15 protein-coding genes are annotated in these 18311 nt (G+C 45.3%); 5 read left to right on the top strand and 10 right to left on the bottom strand.

Annotated elements, in window-relative coordinates; all coding sequences use genetic code 11:
* Positions 1-32: 32 nt before the first annotated feature.
* The 8 genes from AB3489_RS07265 to AB3489_RS07230 form a co-directional block, all read right to left on the bottom strand.
* Positions 33-860, bottom strand: a complete 828-nt coding sequence (locus AB3489_RS07265) for a carbon-nitrogen hydrolase family protein (protein WP_368294516.1) — start codon at positions 858-860, stop codon at positions 33-35.
* Between the two features lie 184 nt (positions 861-1044).
* A complete protein-coding gene (nuoB, locus tag AB3489_RS07260; RefSeq protein WP_368294515.1) occupies positions 1045-1860 on the bottom strand; it encodes an NADH-quinone oxidoreductase subunit NuoB in 816 nt (271 codons plus the stop codon).
* 432 nt (positions 1861-2292) lie between these two features.
* Positions 2293-3966 carry an NADH-quinone oxidoreductase subunit C gene (locus tag AB3489_RS07255; RefSeq protein ID WP_368294514.1) on the bottom strand — a complete coding sequence of 558 codons (1674 nt, stop codon included), beginning with the start codon at positions 3964-3966 and terminating at the stop codon, positions 2293-2295.
* Positions 3967-4144: 178 nt separating this feature from the next.
* Complete coding sequence (locus AB3489_RS07250) at positions 4145-5629, bottom strand: hydrogenase 4 subunit F (protein WP_368294513.1); 1485 nt, start codon at positions 5627-5629, stop codon at positions 4145-4147.
* A gap of 11 nt (positions 5630-5640) precedes the next feature.
* On the bottom strand, positions 5641-6300 hold the full coding sequence (locus tag AB3489_RS07245) for an NADH-quinone oxidoreductase subunit K (protein ID WP_368294512.1): 660 nt from the start codon (positions 6298-6300) through the stop codon (positions 5641-5643).
* A complete protein-coding gene (locus AB3489_RS07240) occupies positions 6293-7288 on the bottom strand; it encodes a respiratory chain complex I subunit 1 family protein (RefSeq protein ID WP_368294511.1) in 996 nt (331 codons plus the stop codon). The genes AB3489_RS07245 and AB3489_RS07240 overlap by 8 nt, the downstream gene beginning before the upstream one ends.
* A 40-nt stretch (positions 7289-7328) precedes the next feature.
* Complete coding sequence (locus AB3489_RS07235) at positions 7329-9380, bottom strand: proton-conducting transporter membrane subunit (RefSeq protein ID WP_368294510.1); 2052 nt, start codon at positions 9378-9380, stop codon at positions 7329-7331.
* A 33-nt stretch (positions 9381-9413) separates the two neighbouring features.
* A complete protein-coding gene (locus AB3489_RS07230; protein ID WP_368294509.1) occupies positions 9414-9971 on the bottom strand; it encodes a TetR/AcrR family transcriptional regulator in 558 nt (185 codons plus the stop codon).
* A gap of 207 nt (positions 9972-10178) precedes the next feature.
* Between AB3489_RS07230 and AB3489_RS07225 the strand changes: the two genes are divergently transcribed.
* The 4 genes from AB3489_RS07225 (at position 10179) to AB3489_RS07210 (ending at position 15371) form a co-directional block, all read left to right on the top strand.
* Positions 10179-11357: a Ger(x)C family spore germination protein gene (locus AB3489_RS07225; RefSeq protein ID WP_368294605.1), complete on the top strand. Its 1179-nt coding sequence runs from the start codon at positions 10179-10181 to the stop codon at positions 11355-11357.
* An 86-nt stretch (positions 11358-11443) separates the two neighbouring features.
* Positions 11444-13054 (top strand): spore germination protein, encoded by a 1611-nt coding sequence (locus tag AB3489_RS07220; protein WP_368294508.1) that lies wholly within the window; start codon positions 11444-11446, stop codon positions 13052-13054.
* Positions 13051-14145: an endospore germination permease gene (locus AB3489_RS07215; protein WP_368294604.1), complete on the top strand. Its 1095-nt coding sequence runs from the start codon at positions 13051-13053 to the stop codon at positions 14143-14145. Before AB3489_RS07220 ends, AB3489_RS07215 begins: the two co-directional genes overlap by 4 nt.
* Positions 14142-15371: a Ger(x)C family spore germination protein gene (locus tag AB3489_RS07210; RefSeq protein WP_368294507.1), complete on the top strand. Its 1230-nt coding sequence runs from the start codon at positions 14142-14144 to the stop codon at positions 15369-15371. The genes AB3489_RS07215 and AB3489_RS07210 overlap by 4 nt, the downstream gene beginning before the upstream one ends.
* An 11-nt stretch (positions 15372-15382) precedes the next feature.
* On the opposite strand, the gene AB3489_RS07205 is transcribed toward AB3489_RS07210, so the two are convergent.
* Positions 15383-16567 (bottom strand): PLP-dependent aminotransferase family protein, encoded by a 1185-nt coding sequence (locus tag AB3489_RS07205; protein ID WP_368294506.1) that lies wholly within the window; start codon positions 16565-16567, stop codon positions 15383-15385.
* A 208-nt stretch (positions 16568-16775) separates the two neighbouring features.
* Here AB3489_RS07205 and AB3489_RS07200 point away from each other — a divergent pair, with 208 nt between their 5' ends.
* Positions 16776-17489 (top strand): uracil-DNA glycosylase, encoded by a 714-nt coding sequence (locus AB3489_RS07200; RefSeq protein ID WP_368294505.1) that lies wholly within the window; start codon positions 16776-16778, stop codon positions 17487-17489.
* Here AB3489_RS07200 and AB3489_RS07195 read toward each other — a convergent pair.
* The gene (locus tag AB3489_RS07195; protein WP_368294504.1) at positions 17458-18294 is read right to left on the bottom strand and encodes a S1 RNA-binding domain-containing protein; all 837 of its coding nucleotides are present in this window, start codon (positions 18292-18294) and stop codon (positions 17458-17460) included. The two genes, AB3489_RS07200 and AB3489_RS07195, sit on opposite strands and share 32 nt — an antisense overlap.
* Positions 18295-18311 lie beyond the last annotated feature (17 nt).

Below are 18311 nucleotides of genomic sequence, written 5' to 3'. Positions count from 1 at the left end.
CTTATTGACATAATCTCGACGTCACGTGATCATCATTTTGAAGTCAATTGGTACAGGTCTGACCTTCTCTGGGCAAGCAACGGCAATTCACGGCGGACTTTAGCCACTTCAGCCAGGTCAAGATCCTGAATGATACAACCTTCGCGTTCATCCATTTGCTGCAGGACATTTCCCCACGGTCCGACCATGATCGTGTGCCCCCAGGACGTATATCCGGCTTCCGCATCACGGGCCGGAGCAGCGCCCACCATAAAAACCTGATTATCCACTGACCGGGTACGAAAAAGGATCTCCCAGTGGGCCGGACCGGTCGTCATATTAAAGGCTCCCGGTACAATAATGATCTTCGCACCCTGATCAACCATAAGTCTCGCCAGTTCCGGGAAGCGCAAGTCATAGCATATACAGATTCCCATCGTTCCGAATTCCGTGTCAAATACAGTAATCTTGTTTCCGGGGCTTAAGGTATCCGATTCCCGAAATTGCTGTCCGCCCTCAATCTCGATATCAAAGAGGTGAACTTTGCGGTGTTTGCCTATTTGCCGGCCTTGGCGGTCAAACACGTACGATGTATTATATATCTTGTTCTCCGGATCTCTTTCCGGCATCGAACCTGCAACGAGGTACATTTTATACTGTGCCGCCAGAGATGAAAGCTTCTGCCAGCATGCCCCGCCCTCTTCCTCTGCATAATCAGGAAATAAAGACGTCTGATACGGGCAGTTAAACATCTCCGGCAGAATGACCAGATCGACATTCCCTTTAGCCAGGCTGTCCAAATGTTGTCGGAGACGGTTGAAGTTCTCCATTTTGTCTGGAGATACTTGTAACTGAAGCGCTGCAGCTCGAACAATAGACAAGAAGATCCATCCTTTACACGTTTTTTATTCTTATACATTCTCAATTTATCAAGCTGAAACAATCATCAAAATAATATAGCAGGAAAAAAATCCTAAAATACTTCTATTTAGGATTTTTATCTGCTTACTATCCATTATCATACACGTCCGGAAAAAGTCAACTGGTACCTTGTCAACTCTAACTTTACTTCATCCGGTCCAGCGCTTTCAAGATACCGTAAATGATGGCCTGAGGCCGTGGCGGGCAGCCAGGGATATGGACATCCACCGGTACAAGTGAATCTATGCCGTTGCTGGTGGCATAGGAATCCTTGAAAATGCCGCCGCTGCAGGCGCAGGCACCTACTGCTACGACTAGTTTTGGATCAGGTGCTGCATGATACGTCTTCACCAGCGCCAGCTGCATATTTCTCGTCGCGGTGCCAGTCACCAAAAGCATATCGGCATGTCTTGGCGACGCCACAAAACTGATCCCGAGCCTTTCAATATCGTTGACAGGATTGTTCAGCGCATTGATTTCATAATCACAGCCGTTGCAGGAGCCAGAATCCACCTCTCTGATCTGCAGGCTCCGGCCGAACATTTTTTTAATCTTTGCTTCCAGGTCCATGCAGACCGCTTTGTAGGAGGTGTCAGGCAGGTTGTTTTCATCAATAATCAGCGTTTGATTTTTGACAGCCACGCTCTTATCCACGTGGAGCATTGCTTTATCCTTTTCTGCCAGCTCAAATTGATTGGTGGTCGTTACTGCGCCTGTCGGACAGACTTCTTCACACAGCACACAGAAGATGCACGCGTCATAGTTAATCCCAATGATTCCTGCTTCCTTAGCCATCACAATTGCCTGAGATGGACAGCGCAGGACACATTCCCCGCAAAAACTGCACTTTTCAGGATTGATTTCGGTCTGCCCCAGGAACTGACCGCCACTGGCGGGTACTTTGGGATATTCCTGGGTAAGCCTTGGATATTGAATGATTTTTTTTAGCGTCTTAAACATTTTTTAGTCTTCCTTGCTTGGTATTTAAATTAGATTTATTTTGGGCCTGTCTGCGTGCCACAGTTTCGCTTACGGCCGTTGTGCCTTCCATGGCACAAAAGGCCGCGCTACGCACTCCATGCTCCGCTTGACGCTGGAACCGTGGCACGCAGACTGATTAAAAGCTAGTTAGTAATTTCTGTATGCCGGATATTGATATGGATAATCGTTTAAAGTAAGTTGTACTGTTACAACATTTAAAATATCTAAAAAATGAGCTAAATTCTGACATGCAAGCTTACTTGAATGTGCATAAGATCAGTCTGGGGGCCACAGTTCCACTGTGAGCGGAGCAGGATTGCGCAGCGCGGCCTTTTGTGCCATGGATGGTACAACGGCCGGAAAGTGGTATTGTGGCCCCCAGACTTGCCCCAGATCGCAGTAAACCGCTCTTTAGAGATCGTTCCCTGCGTAGGAAAGGTTAAAGCTTTTATTGATCAGCGGAAAGTCCGGCACAATATTGCCTTTGACGGCATGACAGAGGGCCGGCCAGTTGCAGAAAGACGGCGTCCGTATTTTATAGCGGTACACAGTATTGTTCTCGCCTGTCATCAGCCAGTGGATGTTTTCGCCGCGCGGGGCTTCGGTCAAGCCGAAAGCAAAGCGATACGGTTCAACAGCCTCAACAAGTTCCAGTACTTTCCCTGAAGGCATTTGATTGATTGCTTGGATCATCAGGTTAATGGATTCAAAGCATTCCTCAATTTTGGTATTCAGCCGGCAGTTGATATCGCCGTTGTAATGTTCCGGGATATTAAAATTGAGCTGCGGATAAGCTGCGTACGGGAAAGATTTCCGGACATCATAGCGCAGTCCTGAAGCCCGGCCGCCTGGGCCGACCGCGTTTAGATCGGCCGCAATTTCCAGCGTAAGGATACCGGTATTTTCAATCCTGTCAATAAACAAGCTGTTGGCTTTGATAATCTCGACAGTTTCCTCAAGCTCGCGGCGGATTTTATTCAGCTGGCCAATCAGACTGGGTTCCTTTCCTGCCACAAAGTCTTTTCTAATCCCGCCCGGCTTATTGACACTTCGCAGGAAACGCATGCCGCACAGTTCATCAGCTAAGGCGTAGGCCCAGCCTCTGATCATCCGAAACTGGAACGTTGCAAACCCATAAGCAGCGTCAAGACAAACACCGCCGAGATCGCCCAAATGGCTGGTCAGTCTCTCCAGCTCGGCAAAAATGACCCGGGTGTAGGCTGCCCTGATCGGAGCCTCGATTCCGGCAATTTTTTCGATGGCTTGACAGTACGCCAGGGAATTTGCAAAGGTCTCATCTCCGGAAATCCGTTCTGAAATATACAGGCATTTCTCAATGCTTTGCTGTTCGGCCAGTTTCTCTATTCCTTTATGGACAAAGTACAATTGCGCTTCAAGATTAATGATCGGTTCTCCGGCCACACTGAAACGGAAATGGCCCGGTTCAATGATTCCGGCATGGACAGGTCCGACCGGAATTTCATAGACCCCTTCCCCTTCAACTTTGCGAAAGCTGATTTGTTCTGCAGCCCGCTCTGGTCTATATCCGGCTGGAAAAGCTTTGTGCAGCGGATAAACCCCGTTCGGCCAGTTGCTATGAAAAACCAGTCTTTTGGCATCCGGATGGCCTATTGGGATGATTCCGAATAGATCCTTAATTTCACGCTCATACGTTGCCGCAGCCTGGATGACATGACTGATTGACGGTATTTCCATTTTGTCGGGACTGACCGACGTTTTCATCACCAAAAGCAGCGTATCCTGTCTGTCCGCAAAAACGTAATAAACGCCGAAGCAAGAATTCTGGTTTTGCTCATCATTGGCAAACATCAGAACGAGCGGATAACCCAGTTCTTTATTTAAGTAAGCGCATATTCCGGGAATACTTTCCGAAGCTGTTTTCAGATAAAGCTCATGATCCCGGCTGTTCCTGTTTCTCCCGCCAATATCGGCCAACTCTGCAACGAAGAACTTTTCTGCTAGTATTTGTTTTAATTCAGATGCCTTCATCATCTCTACCTCTATTTTCAGCGATATTTCATTGACTAGTACAACGTTCTCAAATTCCCTGTCCAAATAATTCATCCAAGCTTGATTAGCCTATATGAGGTCTGGCGGGCACAGGCCAACCGGGAAGTTTAACGCAATCATAATCATATATTTGAGCATTTATTACAGATAATGTTGTACTAACAGATCGATTCGTGAATCATGTTGCTGTCTTTAAACCATTTTGTTTTAACAGGATTTACGAATCCCTTCCTTAGATTGTACCCAGGACAATGCTCTGGGCCTGGATGATCAGCTCCCGGACTGTTTCTGGCAGATAAACCCCGCCGGCTGTTACGGCTGCCAGCAAAACAACCAGGCAAACTGTTCCGGGGATATTGATTTCTCCTGTCCTAGGATCAGCAGCCTCCGTACTGTCCGGCTGACCATAAAACATTTTAAACAGCGTCACAGCGATTCCGGCAAAGACAGCCGCCAGAAGCAGAATGAACACAATTCCGACCCAGAGGTTTAATTGGTTGAAGATTGCGGCGGTAATGCTGAACTCACTCGCAAATACGCTGAAGGGGGGTGTTCCGGCAATTGCAAATAGACCTAGCAGAAAGACCGTTCCGGAAATAGGCAGCGTTTTCAAAATCCCTTTGATCTTGAAAATCTGTTTGGTGTCATATTTCTGCATGATATTACCGGCAGATAAAAACAGCATGGATTTGGTCAGCGAGTGATTGATCATATGCAGCAACCCGCCAAAAATAGACAGCGGTGTAAAGATCCCGATAGCAACAGCGATAATTCCCATATGTTCAATACTGGAATAAGCCAGAAGCCGTTTATAATCCTTCTGCGTCAGAATAAATACAGCCGCGGTAGCAATCGATAAAATCCCGATCCCGATGAGGAGCCTCCCGGTAAAGCTGCTGCTCCCCTGATTGTGATTCACAATGGCCGTCGTCCGGATAATGCCATACATCGCGCTGTTCAAAAGAACACCGGACAGCATGGCACTAATTGGAGAAGGGGCCTGACTATGCGCATCAGGCAGCCAGGTATGCATCGGAGCAAGGCCGGCTTTCGTCCCGAATCCGACCAAAATAAAGATAAACGCTAGGCGCAGAACGGAACTTTTTAAGGATGCCGCGTTGGCGTACAGCGCAGTCCAGTCCAAAAATGAGCCGTTCTCCAATATTCCGGCCGAAGAAAGGTGCAGTAAAATGATGCCGAGTAGGGCAACTGCAATACCGACAGAACAGATAATCACATACTTCCAGGCAGCTTCCAGCGCATAACGATTGTTATAAAAGCCGACTAAAAAGGCCGAGGCCAGCGTTGTCGCTTCAATCGCAATCCACATCAGACCCATGTTTTTGACTGTCAGCGCCAGTACCATCGTAAAAATAAAAGTCACCATCAGCATATAGTACAGCCGAATTTTTTTGGCCGGCAGCTTACCCTGTTTGACTTCTTCCTCAAGATAACCGATCGAAAAGATGGCCGCCATCAAACCTATCGTCAGGACAATATCCAGAATCATCATGCTCAGGGCATCGAGATAGAAAAATCCGCCCAGCGAAGAATAAGCAATCGCTCCATACAGTATGACTTTATAGGTCAGGACAGCTGCGATGATCAGCAGCAGCACAGCAGATGAAACGCTGACGAGGTGCAGCAGCCGCTTCGGTTTAAGTATAAAGAGCAGCAGTAAGGCAATGATTGGAATGACCAGAAGTAAAAAGCCCATATCGTTGTATCTTATCCTTTCAGATTATTGAGTTGATCCGTATCAATGGAGTCGAATTGGTCATTAATTCGAAACGTAAGCATACCCATGATCAGAACGAAGGTCACCAGGTCAATGAATATCCCAAGGTCCACAATGAAAGGCATTCCCTGCGTTGCGAGCATGGCCGTGATATACAGACCGTTTTCAATGACCAGAAAGCCAATGATTTGTCCAAGCGCTTTTTTACGGCTGATCATAAAGAAAAGGCCGATCCAGATCACGGAAACCGAGTTGACGAGCTGCATATTGGACATCCCCTGGTTGCTGCCGTCAATCGTTGCCAGCGTGAAGTAAGAAAAAACAACCAGTCCGCAGCAGACCAAAACCAGGATTGGAATATTCAAGATAAAGTCTTTTTCAACTTTGTACCTTACAGAGGCATATGTCCTGTTCAGAAGATCTGGAATGTAGATGACTTTTAGAACAACAATCAGGATACAGACAATCAAAATATCCCAGCGTCCTTCGTCCGACAGGCTTCTGACTCCCATGACCCCGGCAGCCAGAGCAATCAGCATGGACTGAATCCGGAAAGACTTGATATAGGAACTGATTCGTTTATTGGCCATAAGCACAAAAGAAGAAAGTAAAATCAGCACAGATAAGGTTTCCAAAAGATTTTCAGACATGATAACCTCCCAGGATAAAGAATTGCAAAATTCCCAGAAAAGCGAGAATAAAAGATAAGGCAGCCAGATTCGGGATACTGAAAAGCTTAAACTTAACTGTATTGACTTCAATCAACGCGATGACCAGCGCCATAAGGGCCACTTTGAGCAAATAAAGCAGAAGTGACAAAATAACAGCGCCGAAGCCCATAAACGGAATCAGCTGGTCATGCGGAATGAATAAATTCACAAACAGGGTGATAAAAACCAACTGTTTCACTGCTGCGCCGTATTCCAACAAAGCTAGGTGCCGGCCTGAATACTCCAGGATCATCGCCTCATGCACCATCGTTAATTCCAGATGGGTGGACGGATCATCGACCGGAATTCTGGATGTCTCCGCAATGATAACGATCAGCAGCGCCAGCCCCACCATCATATAAACCGGATGAGCCAAAGGAAACCCTGTAACCTGTACGGTCTGCATAATGCGAGGCAGTGAAGTGGACCCGGAAAGGAGGCCTACCGTAAACAGGGTCACAAGGATGGATGGTTCAATCAGTGAAGAAATCATGGCCTCCCTGCTGCTTCCCATCCCACCGAAGGTACTCCCCGTATCCAGGGCTGCAGCCATCATAAAAAACCTGCCGAGTGCCAGGATGGAAACGAGCATAATAAAATCACCCGGAATCAGCACCGGTACAATCTTTGTTGACACAGGAACCAGTAGCGCGGCAGTCAGAGCTGTCGCAAAAACGATATACGGAGCTACCTTATAAATCCACGAAGATACCTCTGAAACGACAGAGGTCTTTTGCAGCAGTTTATAAAGATCAAAATACATCTGCAAGACAGGCGCACCTTTGCGCTTTTGGGTCAAAGCTTTGACCTTTTTGATCAGGCCGCTCACAAGCGGTGCAGCCAAAAGAGTAACAATCAGTTGAATTAAAATATAGGTGATGCTGTTCATTGCTTCATTTCCTATCCTTCCCGGTGTACAGTCTTTCATTAAACTTCTGCCTCGAATGCAAATCCCCCAGTCAAATTGTTTAAGCCAAACGGTTATAGAGCATCAGTAAGAGAACTGCCGCAAATATATAGATCAAATAACTATGGATGCTGCCGGTTTGAATTTTATACTTTGTTCTTTGGGAAAACTTTTGAAGTCTTTTGATGACAGGATGATAGAGGTAATCTTCAAATATCGAGGCGACCGTCGTCGCATATTCGATTGACTCCGGATAATACAAGGAGTCTCCCTCTGTCGTAATTTTCCTGGTTGGTCTGAACAGGATCCTGAAAACAATCTTGATCGGTTTGGAAAAACCGGTCGCGCTGTACTGCATGCGTGCATTCAGCGCTTCAAAGCCGCAGTCCCACGTTCCGTATTTTTGTTCGATATATTTACCGCCAACGATCCGGATGACCAGAAGCGTAAACAGGATGATTCCGGCCAAAGCCAGGACCAGGGCCATCGGAGATATAATGCCCGGGGAAACCGTCAGCGGATAATAAACCAGCATAAAGCCTCCCTGAAGCTGACTGAAGACTGAGCCACCGCCGAGACTGCCAACGACCGGATCCAAGAGCTTTAAGATCGTTAACGGAAAAAGTCCGATCCCGAGACAGATAAACGCAAGAAGGCCCATCCCGATATTCATGGTTTTGGGAACTTCCTGCGCATTCGCGGCTTGTTCGCTTCGCGGAAGGCCTAGAAAGGATATCCCGAACAGCTTCACAAAACAGGCTGCAGCCAAAGCTCCGGTCAAAGCCAGCGCTGCCACGGCGACCGCCGAAAAGAAGTTTAAGCCGAACTGTCCGGGCAGTATATTGGCAAATAAGGACTGATATGTCAGCCATTCACTGATAAAGCCATTAAACGGTACAATGGCCGATATGGCCAAAGAAAAGCATAGGATCATGAAACCGGTAACGGGCATCTTTTTCAGAAGCCCGCCAAGTTTTTCGATATCTTTGGTATGTACAGCATATTGAATTGCTCCGGCTCCGAGAAACAGCCCCCCTTTAAACAGAGTATGGTTGAACGTATGCAGCAGCGCTGCTGTTAAGGCCAGGCCGCCGATGAGCAAATGGTTTTGGGCAAAGGCGATATACGAGACCCCTAAGCCAATCAGGATAATCCCGATATTTTCTACGCTGTGAAAGGCTAGCAGTCTTTTAATATTATGTTCCATCAAAGCATAGGCAACCCCAAGTACAGCTGACAGCATGCCCAGAACAAGAATGACAATTCCCCACCAGGTATTCTGCACCCCTAAATAGCAAAGCACAAAACGGATCAGTCCGTAGATGGCCGTCTTGATCATGATTCCCGACATCAGAGCCGAGACATTGCTCGGGGCAGCCGGGTGAGCGTAAGGCAGCCAGATATGCAGCGGGATAACGCCTGCTTTTGTGCCAAAGCCAATCAAAAATAAGATGAAGGCAATGTTTCTGGCCACTTCGGGGATCGCTGCGCCATTTTGAGCTATCGTCAGGTCAAAAGAATGTGTGTAGTGATACATGATCATAAATCCAATTAAAAGACAAGCCGTTGCCAGATGGGTCATTACAATATATAACGTTCCAGCTTGCTGATTTTCTTCTTTTTCCGATTCGAATACCACCAGGAAATAAGACAGCAAAGACATTGCTTCCCAGGAGATATAGAAAAATACGGCATTGGCCGAGGTTAGTACAAAAAACATTGAAATAATAAACATTACATATAGAAAGTTAAACAGGCCGATGTTCCTTTTCCCGTTGTAATGGGAAATATAGCTAATCGAGTAGATCGAAACACAAAAGACCAGGATCGACAGCGCCAGCACAAAGAAAGCAGAAAGATTGTCAATACTGATATTTAGGGTAATGAACGGAATCGCGGATTGCAGCGAAAAAATGTTCAGCGTTTCAACGTCCGAGAAAATCTTTCCGACTGAAGCTGCCGCTGCGGCGGCGGAAGCCAAGATACATAGTGCATTGACAATCACATTGCCGGTATTTTGTTTTTTGACGAAGAGATATCCAAGGGAAATAACAGCTCCGAGCAGATAGCCAAATATTGAGACTAGATATAAATGATGCAGTAAAAGCTCCATGAAACATTCGTCCTCCATATATGAAATCAACGTTTAACCATTTGAACAGATCCCCCGCCAGAAATTCTCCCAAATCTCCTCAAAATGGACAGTCACATCTTCAGGTTGATAAATGAGGATGCTTGACAGCAGCCCGTGCGTCATGGCCGTATAGGATATTGCCACGGATTCGGGATCCTGGCATCGGATAATCCCTTTATCCATATTGGCTTGAATAATATCTTTAACCATTTGGAACCGCTCTTCTGATAAGCAGTGGATTTTTGCAATCAGCGTTTCAGCGAAAGCTTTAGGTGGAAAAAGCAACAGCCTCTTCCAGAAATACAGTTTGGTCAGCGACTTGTCATAGTAATCGAAAATCATAACGAACATGCTTTTCAGATCATCACAATGCTCGTTGATCTCGAGAAAGTACTGGTTAATTTCCCGATTGATGACTGCATACAATAAATCTTCTTTACTGGAAAAGTGGGCATATATCGATGCTTTTTGGATGCCAACTTCACTGGCAACTTCGGTTAGGGAAAACTCTGTCCCTTTGTCTGCAAACAATCTGAAAGCCGAGTCCATCAGCTTTTGCTTCGTTTCCACCGTCGTGTTCCTCCAAAAGACAAAATGCCTACCTAACGTTAGGTAGCCTCAATAAATTATAGGATTGACCCAATAACTTGTCAAGCTCTTTAGAAAAGTTCATAAAGTATCTTGCGCCGGAAAATAATAGACTTAGATCAAAAAGAAAAAAGTGAGGCGTCACCATTGAAAAAACTCCATTTCAGAAACATAGGGGCCTTCAGTATTTTGCTCTCACTTTTATTATTCTGTTCAGGATGCTGGAGCAATAAGGAAGTCGAAACGCTAGCTTTTGTCACGCTAAGCAGCTTTGATTATACCCAAATTAACGGTCAGGATGTTTGGACTGCGGCCACGCTGATCCTGAAGCCTCAAAGCAGTCAGGGACAGGACCAAGGAAATAAGTCCGGTTCAAACAATAATATGGAACAGCTTATCACCGGTCAGGGACCAACAATGCAGGCTGCAATTAGAAATTATTCGGCAAAATTGTCAACTGTCCCTTTTTATGGTTACGCTACAGGCTTTATTCTTGGAGAAGAGGCTGCCAAAGAAAAGGCACCTGAGATTATCGAACATTATGCCCGCTTCCCGCAGACCAGGCCACGCGATATTATTTTGGTGGCCAAAGGTGAAGCCAAGGAAATACTTAAGACGGGAGGCACAATGAACCAGTTGTTTTCTGAGGAGACATCCCAGTTTATCGATTTAAAAGCCACAAACACCGGCAAATCTTACGGTATGTATTTCTATAAGTTTGTATCCTGGCTGACAAGCACTGACCGTGATGCCGTTTTACCACAAATTAAGATTATGCCCTTGGAATCGGATAACAAAGAATCCGAAGCTAATCCCAAAACTGAAGGAAGCATTATCGAAGGCCTGGGTGTTTTTCAGTCTGGCCATTTGGTGGGCTGGCTTGATGAGGAACAAACGCTTGGTTTTCTGCTGCTGACGCAAAAAATAAACAAAGGCCCGATTTCAATCCCCGTTCAGAAGGACGGAACCATGTTTAACTATTTTCTAAGCAGTTCAACGTATAAAATAAAACCAGTCGTTACCAACGGAGAGATATCTTACCACGTTACAATTCAGACGAAAGGAGAAATTGATGAAAATAATGGTTTAAGGCTAACTAAAGAAGATATTGAACAATTAGAATCTGTTGCTAGTGAAAAAGTAAAAGAAATAGCCACTGCAACAGTTAACCAGGCCAAAACCTACAAGGCTGATTTTTTGGGGTTCTCCGAAAAGCTGCATCATAAAGATCCCAAAACATTTCATGCTTTGGGATCGGAATGGCGGGAAGCTTTTGTGAACGCTAATGTTGAAATTAATGTGAAAGCAAAAATCATTAGCACCGGCAGACTAAAAGAAAAATTAGAAGTGAATCCTCCAAATGAATAAAATTCCTTTTAGAAAAGTTCATATACTTTCCTGGTCTGGGAAATAATATACAAATATTGTTTTAGATAGGATGAGGCCAACAAAAGATGTTTATCAATCGACTGACAAGAACCTTAAAAAGCTGGACAAATAAAGCACCTGAACCCACCGCTGCCCCTGAGCCTCCCAAAAAACAGCCGTTGTCCAGAAATTATGAGGATAACATAAAAAAACTGCAGCAGCTTTTTGCCAATTGTTCGGATGTCCAGTTCCATCCATTTCAAATTAATTTGGAAGAACCGGTAAGGGCTTTCATTATCTATGCCACAACTATCACGGATAATCAAGTGATCAGTGATTCTATACTGAAAACCCTGTTGGAAGAGACGCGCAAACTGCAGCAATTGACGAAGGGCGGCAACGCAAACCTGCTGCAGATCATTCAGGACAGCCTGCTGAATCTTACCGAAACCAGCATGGTTTCTAATCTGGATGAAGTCGAACGAAAAGTGTTTGCAGGCAATGCGGTTCTAATCATCGACGATTCGTCTTCAGCCCTGGCTGCCGGGGTACGAGGCGGCGAAAATAGGTCCATTGTTGAGTCTGATACCGAACCAGGTGTGCGCGGGCCAAAGGATGGGTTCATTGAGTCCATTGATACAAACATGAGCCTCATCAGAAGACGTTTAAAAACCAGCAGACTTAAGCTGGAAACTTTAGAAGTTGGTGAGCTGACCCATACAAAAATTGCAATCTGCTATATTCAGGGGATCGTGAATGAACAACTGCTGCAGGAAGTGAAGCAGCGGATTGGCAGAATCAAAACGGACAGTATCCTGGAAGGCAGTTACATCGAAGAACTGATTATGGATGAGCAATATTCCCTGTTTCCGCTGGTACAATACACGGAAAGGCCTGATAAGGTCACTGCTTCGCTGTTGGAAGGCAGAATCGCGATTCTGGTAGATAATTCTCCGATGCCACTGCTCATTCCGGCGACATTTGTAACCATGCTGCAGGCAGCCGAGGATTATTATCACGGTGCAGTATTTGCGACATTTACAAGAATTCTGCGCTTAATTGCCTTAAATTTGGCCTTGTTGCTGCCGTCCGTCACCGTTGCCGTCTTCTCCTTTCACCAGGAATTGTTGCCGACGCATCTCGTCAGTTCAGTGGCAGGAACGAGGCAGGGTTTACCGTTGCCAATTGCTTTGGAGATCCTTGTCATCGAGTTTACATTTGAACTTTTGCGGGAAGCCGGTATCCGGCTGCCGAAAACTATCGGTCAGGCTATCAGCACTGTCGGCGGTCTAGTTATCGGCCAGGCAGCTGTCAATGCAGGCCTGGTCTCCCCAATCTCCGTTATTGTCGTAGCGACCACGGCAATCGCGTCTTTTTCGATCCCAAACTATGATGCCGGCTATGCGCTCAGGATACTGCGGTTTATATTGATTTTACTGGCCAGTTTTCTGGGAGGGGTCGGTATCATGTTCGGCCTGATGATCATCCTGATCCATCTCTGCAGCCTGCGTTCTTTCGGTGTCCCTTATTTAATTCCGTTTGCTCCTTTAAGTCTTGGCGAAATCAAAGATATCCTGGTACGGGCTCCATGGTGGGCTATGTCTAAACGACCAAAGTCGTTCCGTACGGTGAATCCTGTCCGGCAGAAAGACAACCAGGGGCCGTCGAAACCAATGGATAGGAGGAAAAGGTCATAAATTCAGAAAAGATATCCGGTGTACAACTTGCTTCTTTAATGTTTATGATTGTCATGTCCACTGCGATCCTGTTAATTCCCGGCATAACAGCGGAAAAGGCCGCAGAATCAGCCTGGCTTTCCGTCCTGATTGCGCTTGCTGTCGGGATCGTTAACCTTATGCTGATTTATTATCTGGGACGGCGGTTTCCAAAGCTGACGCTGCCCGGATATGCTGAAATCCTGCTCGGCAAAATCCTCGGAAAAGTCGTGACTTTCGGCTATGTATTATTCTTTCTGACCATAAGTGTCTTGGTAATAAGAGAATTTACTGATTTTTTGAATATGAACCTTATGCCCGAAACTCCGCCTTATGTTTTTCAAACAGGTTTGATGATTGTGGCTGCCTATGCAGTTATTAAAGGAATCGAAGTAATTGTGCGGGTCAACCAGTTTATTCTGCCTTTGTTTATACTGTCTCTGGTGGTCTTGCTGGCGTTAGCCGTCAGAGATATGGATCTAAACAATCTGCAGCCTTTTCTGGATAAGGGTGTCCTGTCCGTTCTGGATGCTTCCCTTGTTCCTGTAGCCTGGTTTGGTCAGATTGTTGTACTCCTATTTTTATTCCCAAAAGTAAACCAGGCGGAGGATATTTTAAAAAATGGCATCTTCGGAATTATTGCTGCCGGTATCCTTCTGACTTTCATTACTGTTGCCACCCTTACTGTTTTTGGGCCGGAATATACGGGTGATATGTACTTTGCTTTTCTTTATTTAGCTAAATATATCAAATTCATTACAATTCAAAGGCTTGAATTCCTTGTTATTTTTATCTGGGTATCCGGTATCGTGGTCAAAGTAGCCGTCATGTATTACCTGGAGACAATGACCTTAGTCCGAATGTTTTCTCTTAAAAACAAGAAATACGTTCTCCTAGGGCTTGCCCTGCTGAATATTATTCCACCGAATTTGTTATTCAAGAGTCCTCTTGATGTCGGTTATTTTCTCAAGAATATATGGCCGTCAATCGGTTTAACATTTGAGCTGCTGATTCCTGGTCTGTTGTTGCTACTTACGATCATCGAAAAGAAAAAAGTGGGGCGTTACCATTGAAAAAACTACTTAAAAAGCTCCCTTTTAGATACATAGGGACCTTCAGTATTTTGCTCTCACTTTTATTATTCTGTTCAGGATGCTGGAGCAATAAGGAAGTCGAAACGCTAGCTTTTGTCACGCTAAGCAGCTATGATTATACCCAAATTAATGGTCAGGATGTTTGGACTGCGGCCACGCTGATCCTGAAGCCGCAAGGCAGTCAGGGACAGGATGGAGGAAAAAAATCCAGTTTAAGCAACAATACGGAACAGCTTTTCACCGGTCAGGGAGTAACAATGCAAGATGCAATTAGAAATTATTCCGCAAAATTGTCAACTGTCCCTTTTTATGGTTACACTACAGGCTCTATTATTGGGGAAGAGGCTGCCAAAGAAAAGCTACCTGAGATTATCGAACATCGTTCCCGCTTCCCACAGACCCGGCCACGCGATATCTTTTTGGTGACCAAAGGTGAAGCCAAGGAAATACTTAGGACGGGAGGCACGACGGACCAGTTATTTTCTAACGAGGTATCCCAGTTTATCGATTTAAAAGCCACAAACACCGGCAAATCCTATGGTATGTATTTCTATAAGCTTGTATCCTGGCTGACAAGCAATGACCGCGATGCCGTTTTACCACAAATCAAGATTATACCCTTGGAATCGGATAACAAAGAATCCGGAGATAATCCCAAAACTGAAGGAAGCATTATCGAAGGCCTGGGTGTTTTTCAGGCTGGCCATTTGGTAGGCTGGCTTGATCAGGAACAAACCCTTGGTTTTCTGCTGCTGACGCAAAAAATCAACAAAGGCCCTATTTCCATCCCTGTTCAAAAGGACGGAACCATGTTTAACTATTTTTTAAGTGGTTCAACGTATAAAGTAAAATCAGTTGTCTCCAACGAAGAAATATCTTATCAGGTTACAATTCAGACAAAAGGCGAAATTGATGAAAATAACGGTTTAAGGCTAACTAAAGAAGATATTGAGCAATTGGAACCTGTCATTAGTGAAAGACTAAAAAAAATAGCCACTGCAACGGTTAACCAGGCCAAAACTTACCAGGCTGATTTCTTAGGTTTCTCCGAAAAGCTGCATAAAAAAGATCCCAAAACATTTCATGCTTTGGGATCGGAATGGCGGAAAGCTTTTGTTAACGCCAATGTTGAAATTACTGTGAAAGCAAAGATCATTAGCACCGGCAGACTGAAAGAAAAATTAGAGATCAATCCTACCGATTGAATAAAATCATGCTAGACAAATTCGCGCAGGACACCGGCAAGGCTTTGCAGTCCTTCTTCAATTTTATCGTCAGGCATATTCGAAAAATTGATCCGAAAAGTATTTTCCCTGCCACCGTTCGGGAAGAATGAACCGCCGGGTACAAACGCGACGTTCTGTTCCAGGCTTTTGATCAGCACATCCCTGGCATTGATATCCGTCGGAAGCTCAATCCAGGCAAATAGCCCTCCTTTGGGTCTGGTAAAGGTAACTCCCTCGGGGAAATGATCCTCCATCAGTTTTACCGTCAGATTGCGGCGTCTTTTGTAGACCTTGCGAATTTTTTCAATATGTTTGTCAATGTTATACAATTCAAGGTATTTGGCAATTTCTCTCTGGGCCAGGGTGTTACACTGCAAATCCGTTCCCTGTTTGACAAGAACATATTTTTCAACAACCTTCTGATCACCGGCAACCCAGCCGATCCGGTAACCCGGGCAGAATATTTTGGAGAACGTTCCGAGGCTTAAAACACAGCCCTCGTGGTCAAAAGCCTGCAGGGACGGAAGCGGTTCATCCTCAAAACGCAATTCACCATAAGGATTATCTTCAATGATCATGACCTGGTGTTTCATAGCTGCCTTAACCAGGTGTTCCCTGCGGGGCAGTGTCCAGGTTCTGCCTGTCGGGTTCTGAAAGTCAGGAATCACATAAATGAGTTTGACGTTGGGCGTACTGTTCAGTATCCTGTCCAGTTCCGCAGGGATCATTCCCTCCTCATCCGTCGGCACTTCTTTGAATTCGCAGCCATAAGCTTTGAACGCACTGATAGCAGCAAGATACGTTGGACTTTCGCACAGTACGACATCTCCTTCATCCAGAAAGACCTTTCCGGAAAGATCCAGGGCCTGTTGTGAACCGTGGGTCAAAAGGATATTATCCGGCTCAAATTTGGTGCCCAGCCGGTTATTCATGCGTGCTGCAATCCATTTCCGCAAAGGAAGATAGCCTTCAGTGGTCGTATACTGTAAAGCCTCCGTCCCTTCTTCTTCCAGCACGATCCTGCTGACTTCCTTGATTTCGTCGAGTGGAAACAGCTCCGGTGCCGGGAGTCCGCCTGCAAAGGAGATTATTTCCGGGTTTTCAGTGACTTTTAGTATTTCCCTGATTTCTGAGGCTTTTAAATGACTGATTCTTTTTGCATAGTTGTATTCCATGACGCTCTCTTTTTCCCGCCTTTTCGCACAAATTCACATATTTATTAGTATCCCACATTTGATGGGAAGATTCCAGTCCTAATCTGGTAGTTCAATTCGCAAATCCCGTTAACAACAACGATACCTTGGCTTTGCCCAAGTCAGCCTCCAGCTTTTGTAAGTTAATTTTGCGAGAGAAAATGTTATAATAAGTAGCGAGGTGATAAGAATGCAGATCCTTAAAAACGACTGGCATGATTTGCTTCATGCCGAATTCGATAAAGAATATTATCAGAAGCTTCGGAGATTTCTAATCGATGAATACCGATCCCGGATCGTCTTCCCGGATAAATTCGACATCTACAATGCCTTGCATTATACGGCGTATCAGGATGTAAAAGTGGTCATTCTGGGCCAGGATCCTTATCATGGCCCTCAACAAGCCCATGGTTTAAGCTTTTCTGTCCAGCCTGGTGTCCAGGCCCCGCCGTCCCTGATGAATATCTTTAAGGAACTGCACGATGATTTGGGATGTTATATTCCAAACAACGGATATTTAAAGAAATGGGCCGACCAAGGCGTCCTGCTACTGAATGCTTCGCTGACCGTCCGTTCCGGTCAGGCCAATTCCCACAGTAGCATCGGCTGGGCCCAGTTTACCGATAAAATCATCGCGCTCTTAAATGAGCGGGAAGACCCTGTTGTTTTTATTCTCTGGGGAAAAAATGCCCAGTCGAAACTGAGCATTCTCAATCCATCCAGGCATTGTATCATCAAATCCGTCCATCCCAGTCCGCTGTCTGCCTATGCCGGTTTCTTCGGCAGCAGACCGTTTTCCAAAGCCAATCAATTTTTGGTCTCGATTGGCAAGAAGCCAATTGACTGGCAAATAGAAAATCTGCCTGCCTCATCTACCACATTAGCCGGATCGCATCGTCCGTGATTTGGACTGCGCCTTCTTTGAGCAGCCTGCCTAACGCCCGCTTGAAAGCGGATTTGCTCATTTGCAGTTCCGACTTGATTTTTTCAGGAGAACTGTTGTCATTGAGCTTAAGCACACCGCCGTTTGCTTTTAACTTCTCTAAAATGACCCGGGCATCCGTCTCTATTTGCTGCGCGATCTCTTGTCTTAAACTTAATTCCAGCTTGCCATCCTGTCTTACCTTCTTGATTCGGATGTTGACCTTATCACCGATCGCGATGCTGCCACACAATTCCTTATTTGGAATCATACCGTGATATTGATTATCCACGGCGACAAACGCACCAAACTCAGGATTAAAGTTATAGACAGTGCCATGGGCATTGTCATTTTCTTTATAAGGAGAGTTTATTTTGAGCAAATCATATATTTTCATTGTGGCATATAATTGATGGCTGTTATTGAGCGCTAATCCCACCAGGTAGGCTCCGCCTTTTTTGACCTCACTGACTTGCTCTTTAAGCGGCAGCAATAAGTCTTTCTCCAAACCCCAGTCTAAAAAAGCGCCAAATTCTGTCGTATCGACGACAGTTAAAGCAGCCGTTTCACCAAGTACCAGCCTTGGTTTTTTTATGGAGGCTATGATCCTTTCTTTCGTATCCTTATACACAAATACTTCGATTTTATCACCTATTCTGATATCCTTTGGAGCCAGGCTTATCGGTAATAATACACTATTTTGCGTATCGTTCTTTGCATTCAGGATATACCAATTTTGAGATGTTTTCACGACTTTTAGTTCCTGCATTTTGCCATATTCAATCATCCAAATTTCCTCTTTAT

It is taken from the genome of Dehalobacter sp. TBBPA1 (genome assembly GCF_040931655.1).
In the GTDB taxonomy this organism is placed as follows: Bacteria; Bacillota; Desulfitobacteriia; order Desulfitobacteriales; family Syntrophobotulaceae; genus Dehalobacter; species Dehalobacter restrictus.
Note: the sequence above shows the minus strand (reverse complement) of the source record. Positions and strands in the feature narration are given on the sequence as shown.

Bases quoted from the DNA above. Each gene is read 5' to 3' on its own strand.
- nuoB (WP_368294515.1), bottom strand. From the start codon at position 1,860: ATGTTTAAGACGCTAAAAAAAATCATTCAATATCCAAGGCTTACCCAG.
- AB3489_RS07255 (WP_368294514.1), bottom strand. From the start codon at position 3,966: ATGAATTATTTGGACAGGGAATTTGAGAACGTTGTACTAGTCAATGAA.
- AB3489_RS07250 (WP_368294513.1), bottom strand. From the start codon at position 5,629: ATGGGCTTTTTACTTCTGGTCATTCCAATCATTGCCTTACTGCTGCTC.
- AB3489_RS07245 (WP_368294512.1), bottom strand. From the start codon at position 6,300: ATGTCTGAAAATCTTTTGGAAACCTTATCTGTGCTGATTTTACTTTCT.
- AB3489_RS07240 (WP_368294511.1), bottom strand. From the start codon at position 7,288: ATGAAAGACTGTACACCGGGAAGGATAGGAAATGAAGCAATGAACAGC.
- AB3489_RS07235 (WP_368294510.1), bottom strand. From the start codon at position 9,380: ATGGAGCTTTTACTGCATCATTTATATCTAGTCTCAATATTTGGCTAT.
- AB3489_RS07220 (WP_368294508.1), top strand. From the start codon at position 11,444: ATGTTTATCAATCGACTGACAAGAACCTTAAAAAGCTGGACAAATAAA.
- AB3489_RS07205 (WP_368294506.1), bottom strand. From the start codon at position 16,567: ATGGAATACAACTATGCAAAAAGAATCAGTCATTTAAAAGCCTCAGAA.
- AB3489_RS07200 (WP_368294505.1), top strand. From the start codon at position 16,776: ATGCAGATCCTTAAAAACGACTGGCATGATTTGCTTCATGCCGAATTC.
- AB3489_RS07195 (WP_368294504.1), bottom strand. From the start codon at position 18,294: ATGATTGAATATGGCAAAATGCAGGAACTAAAAGTCGTGAAAACATCT.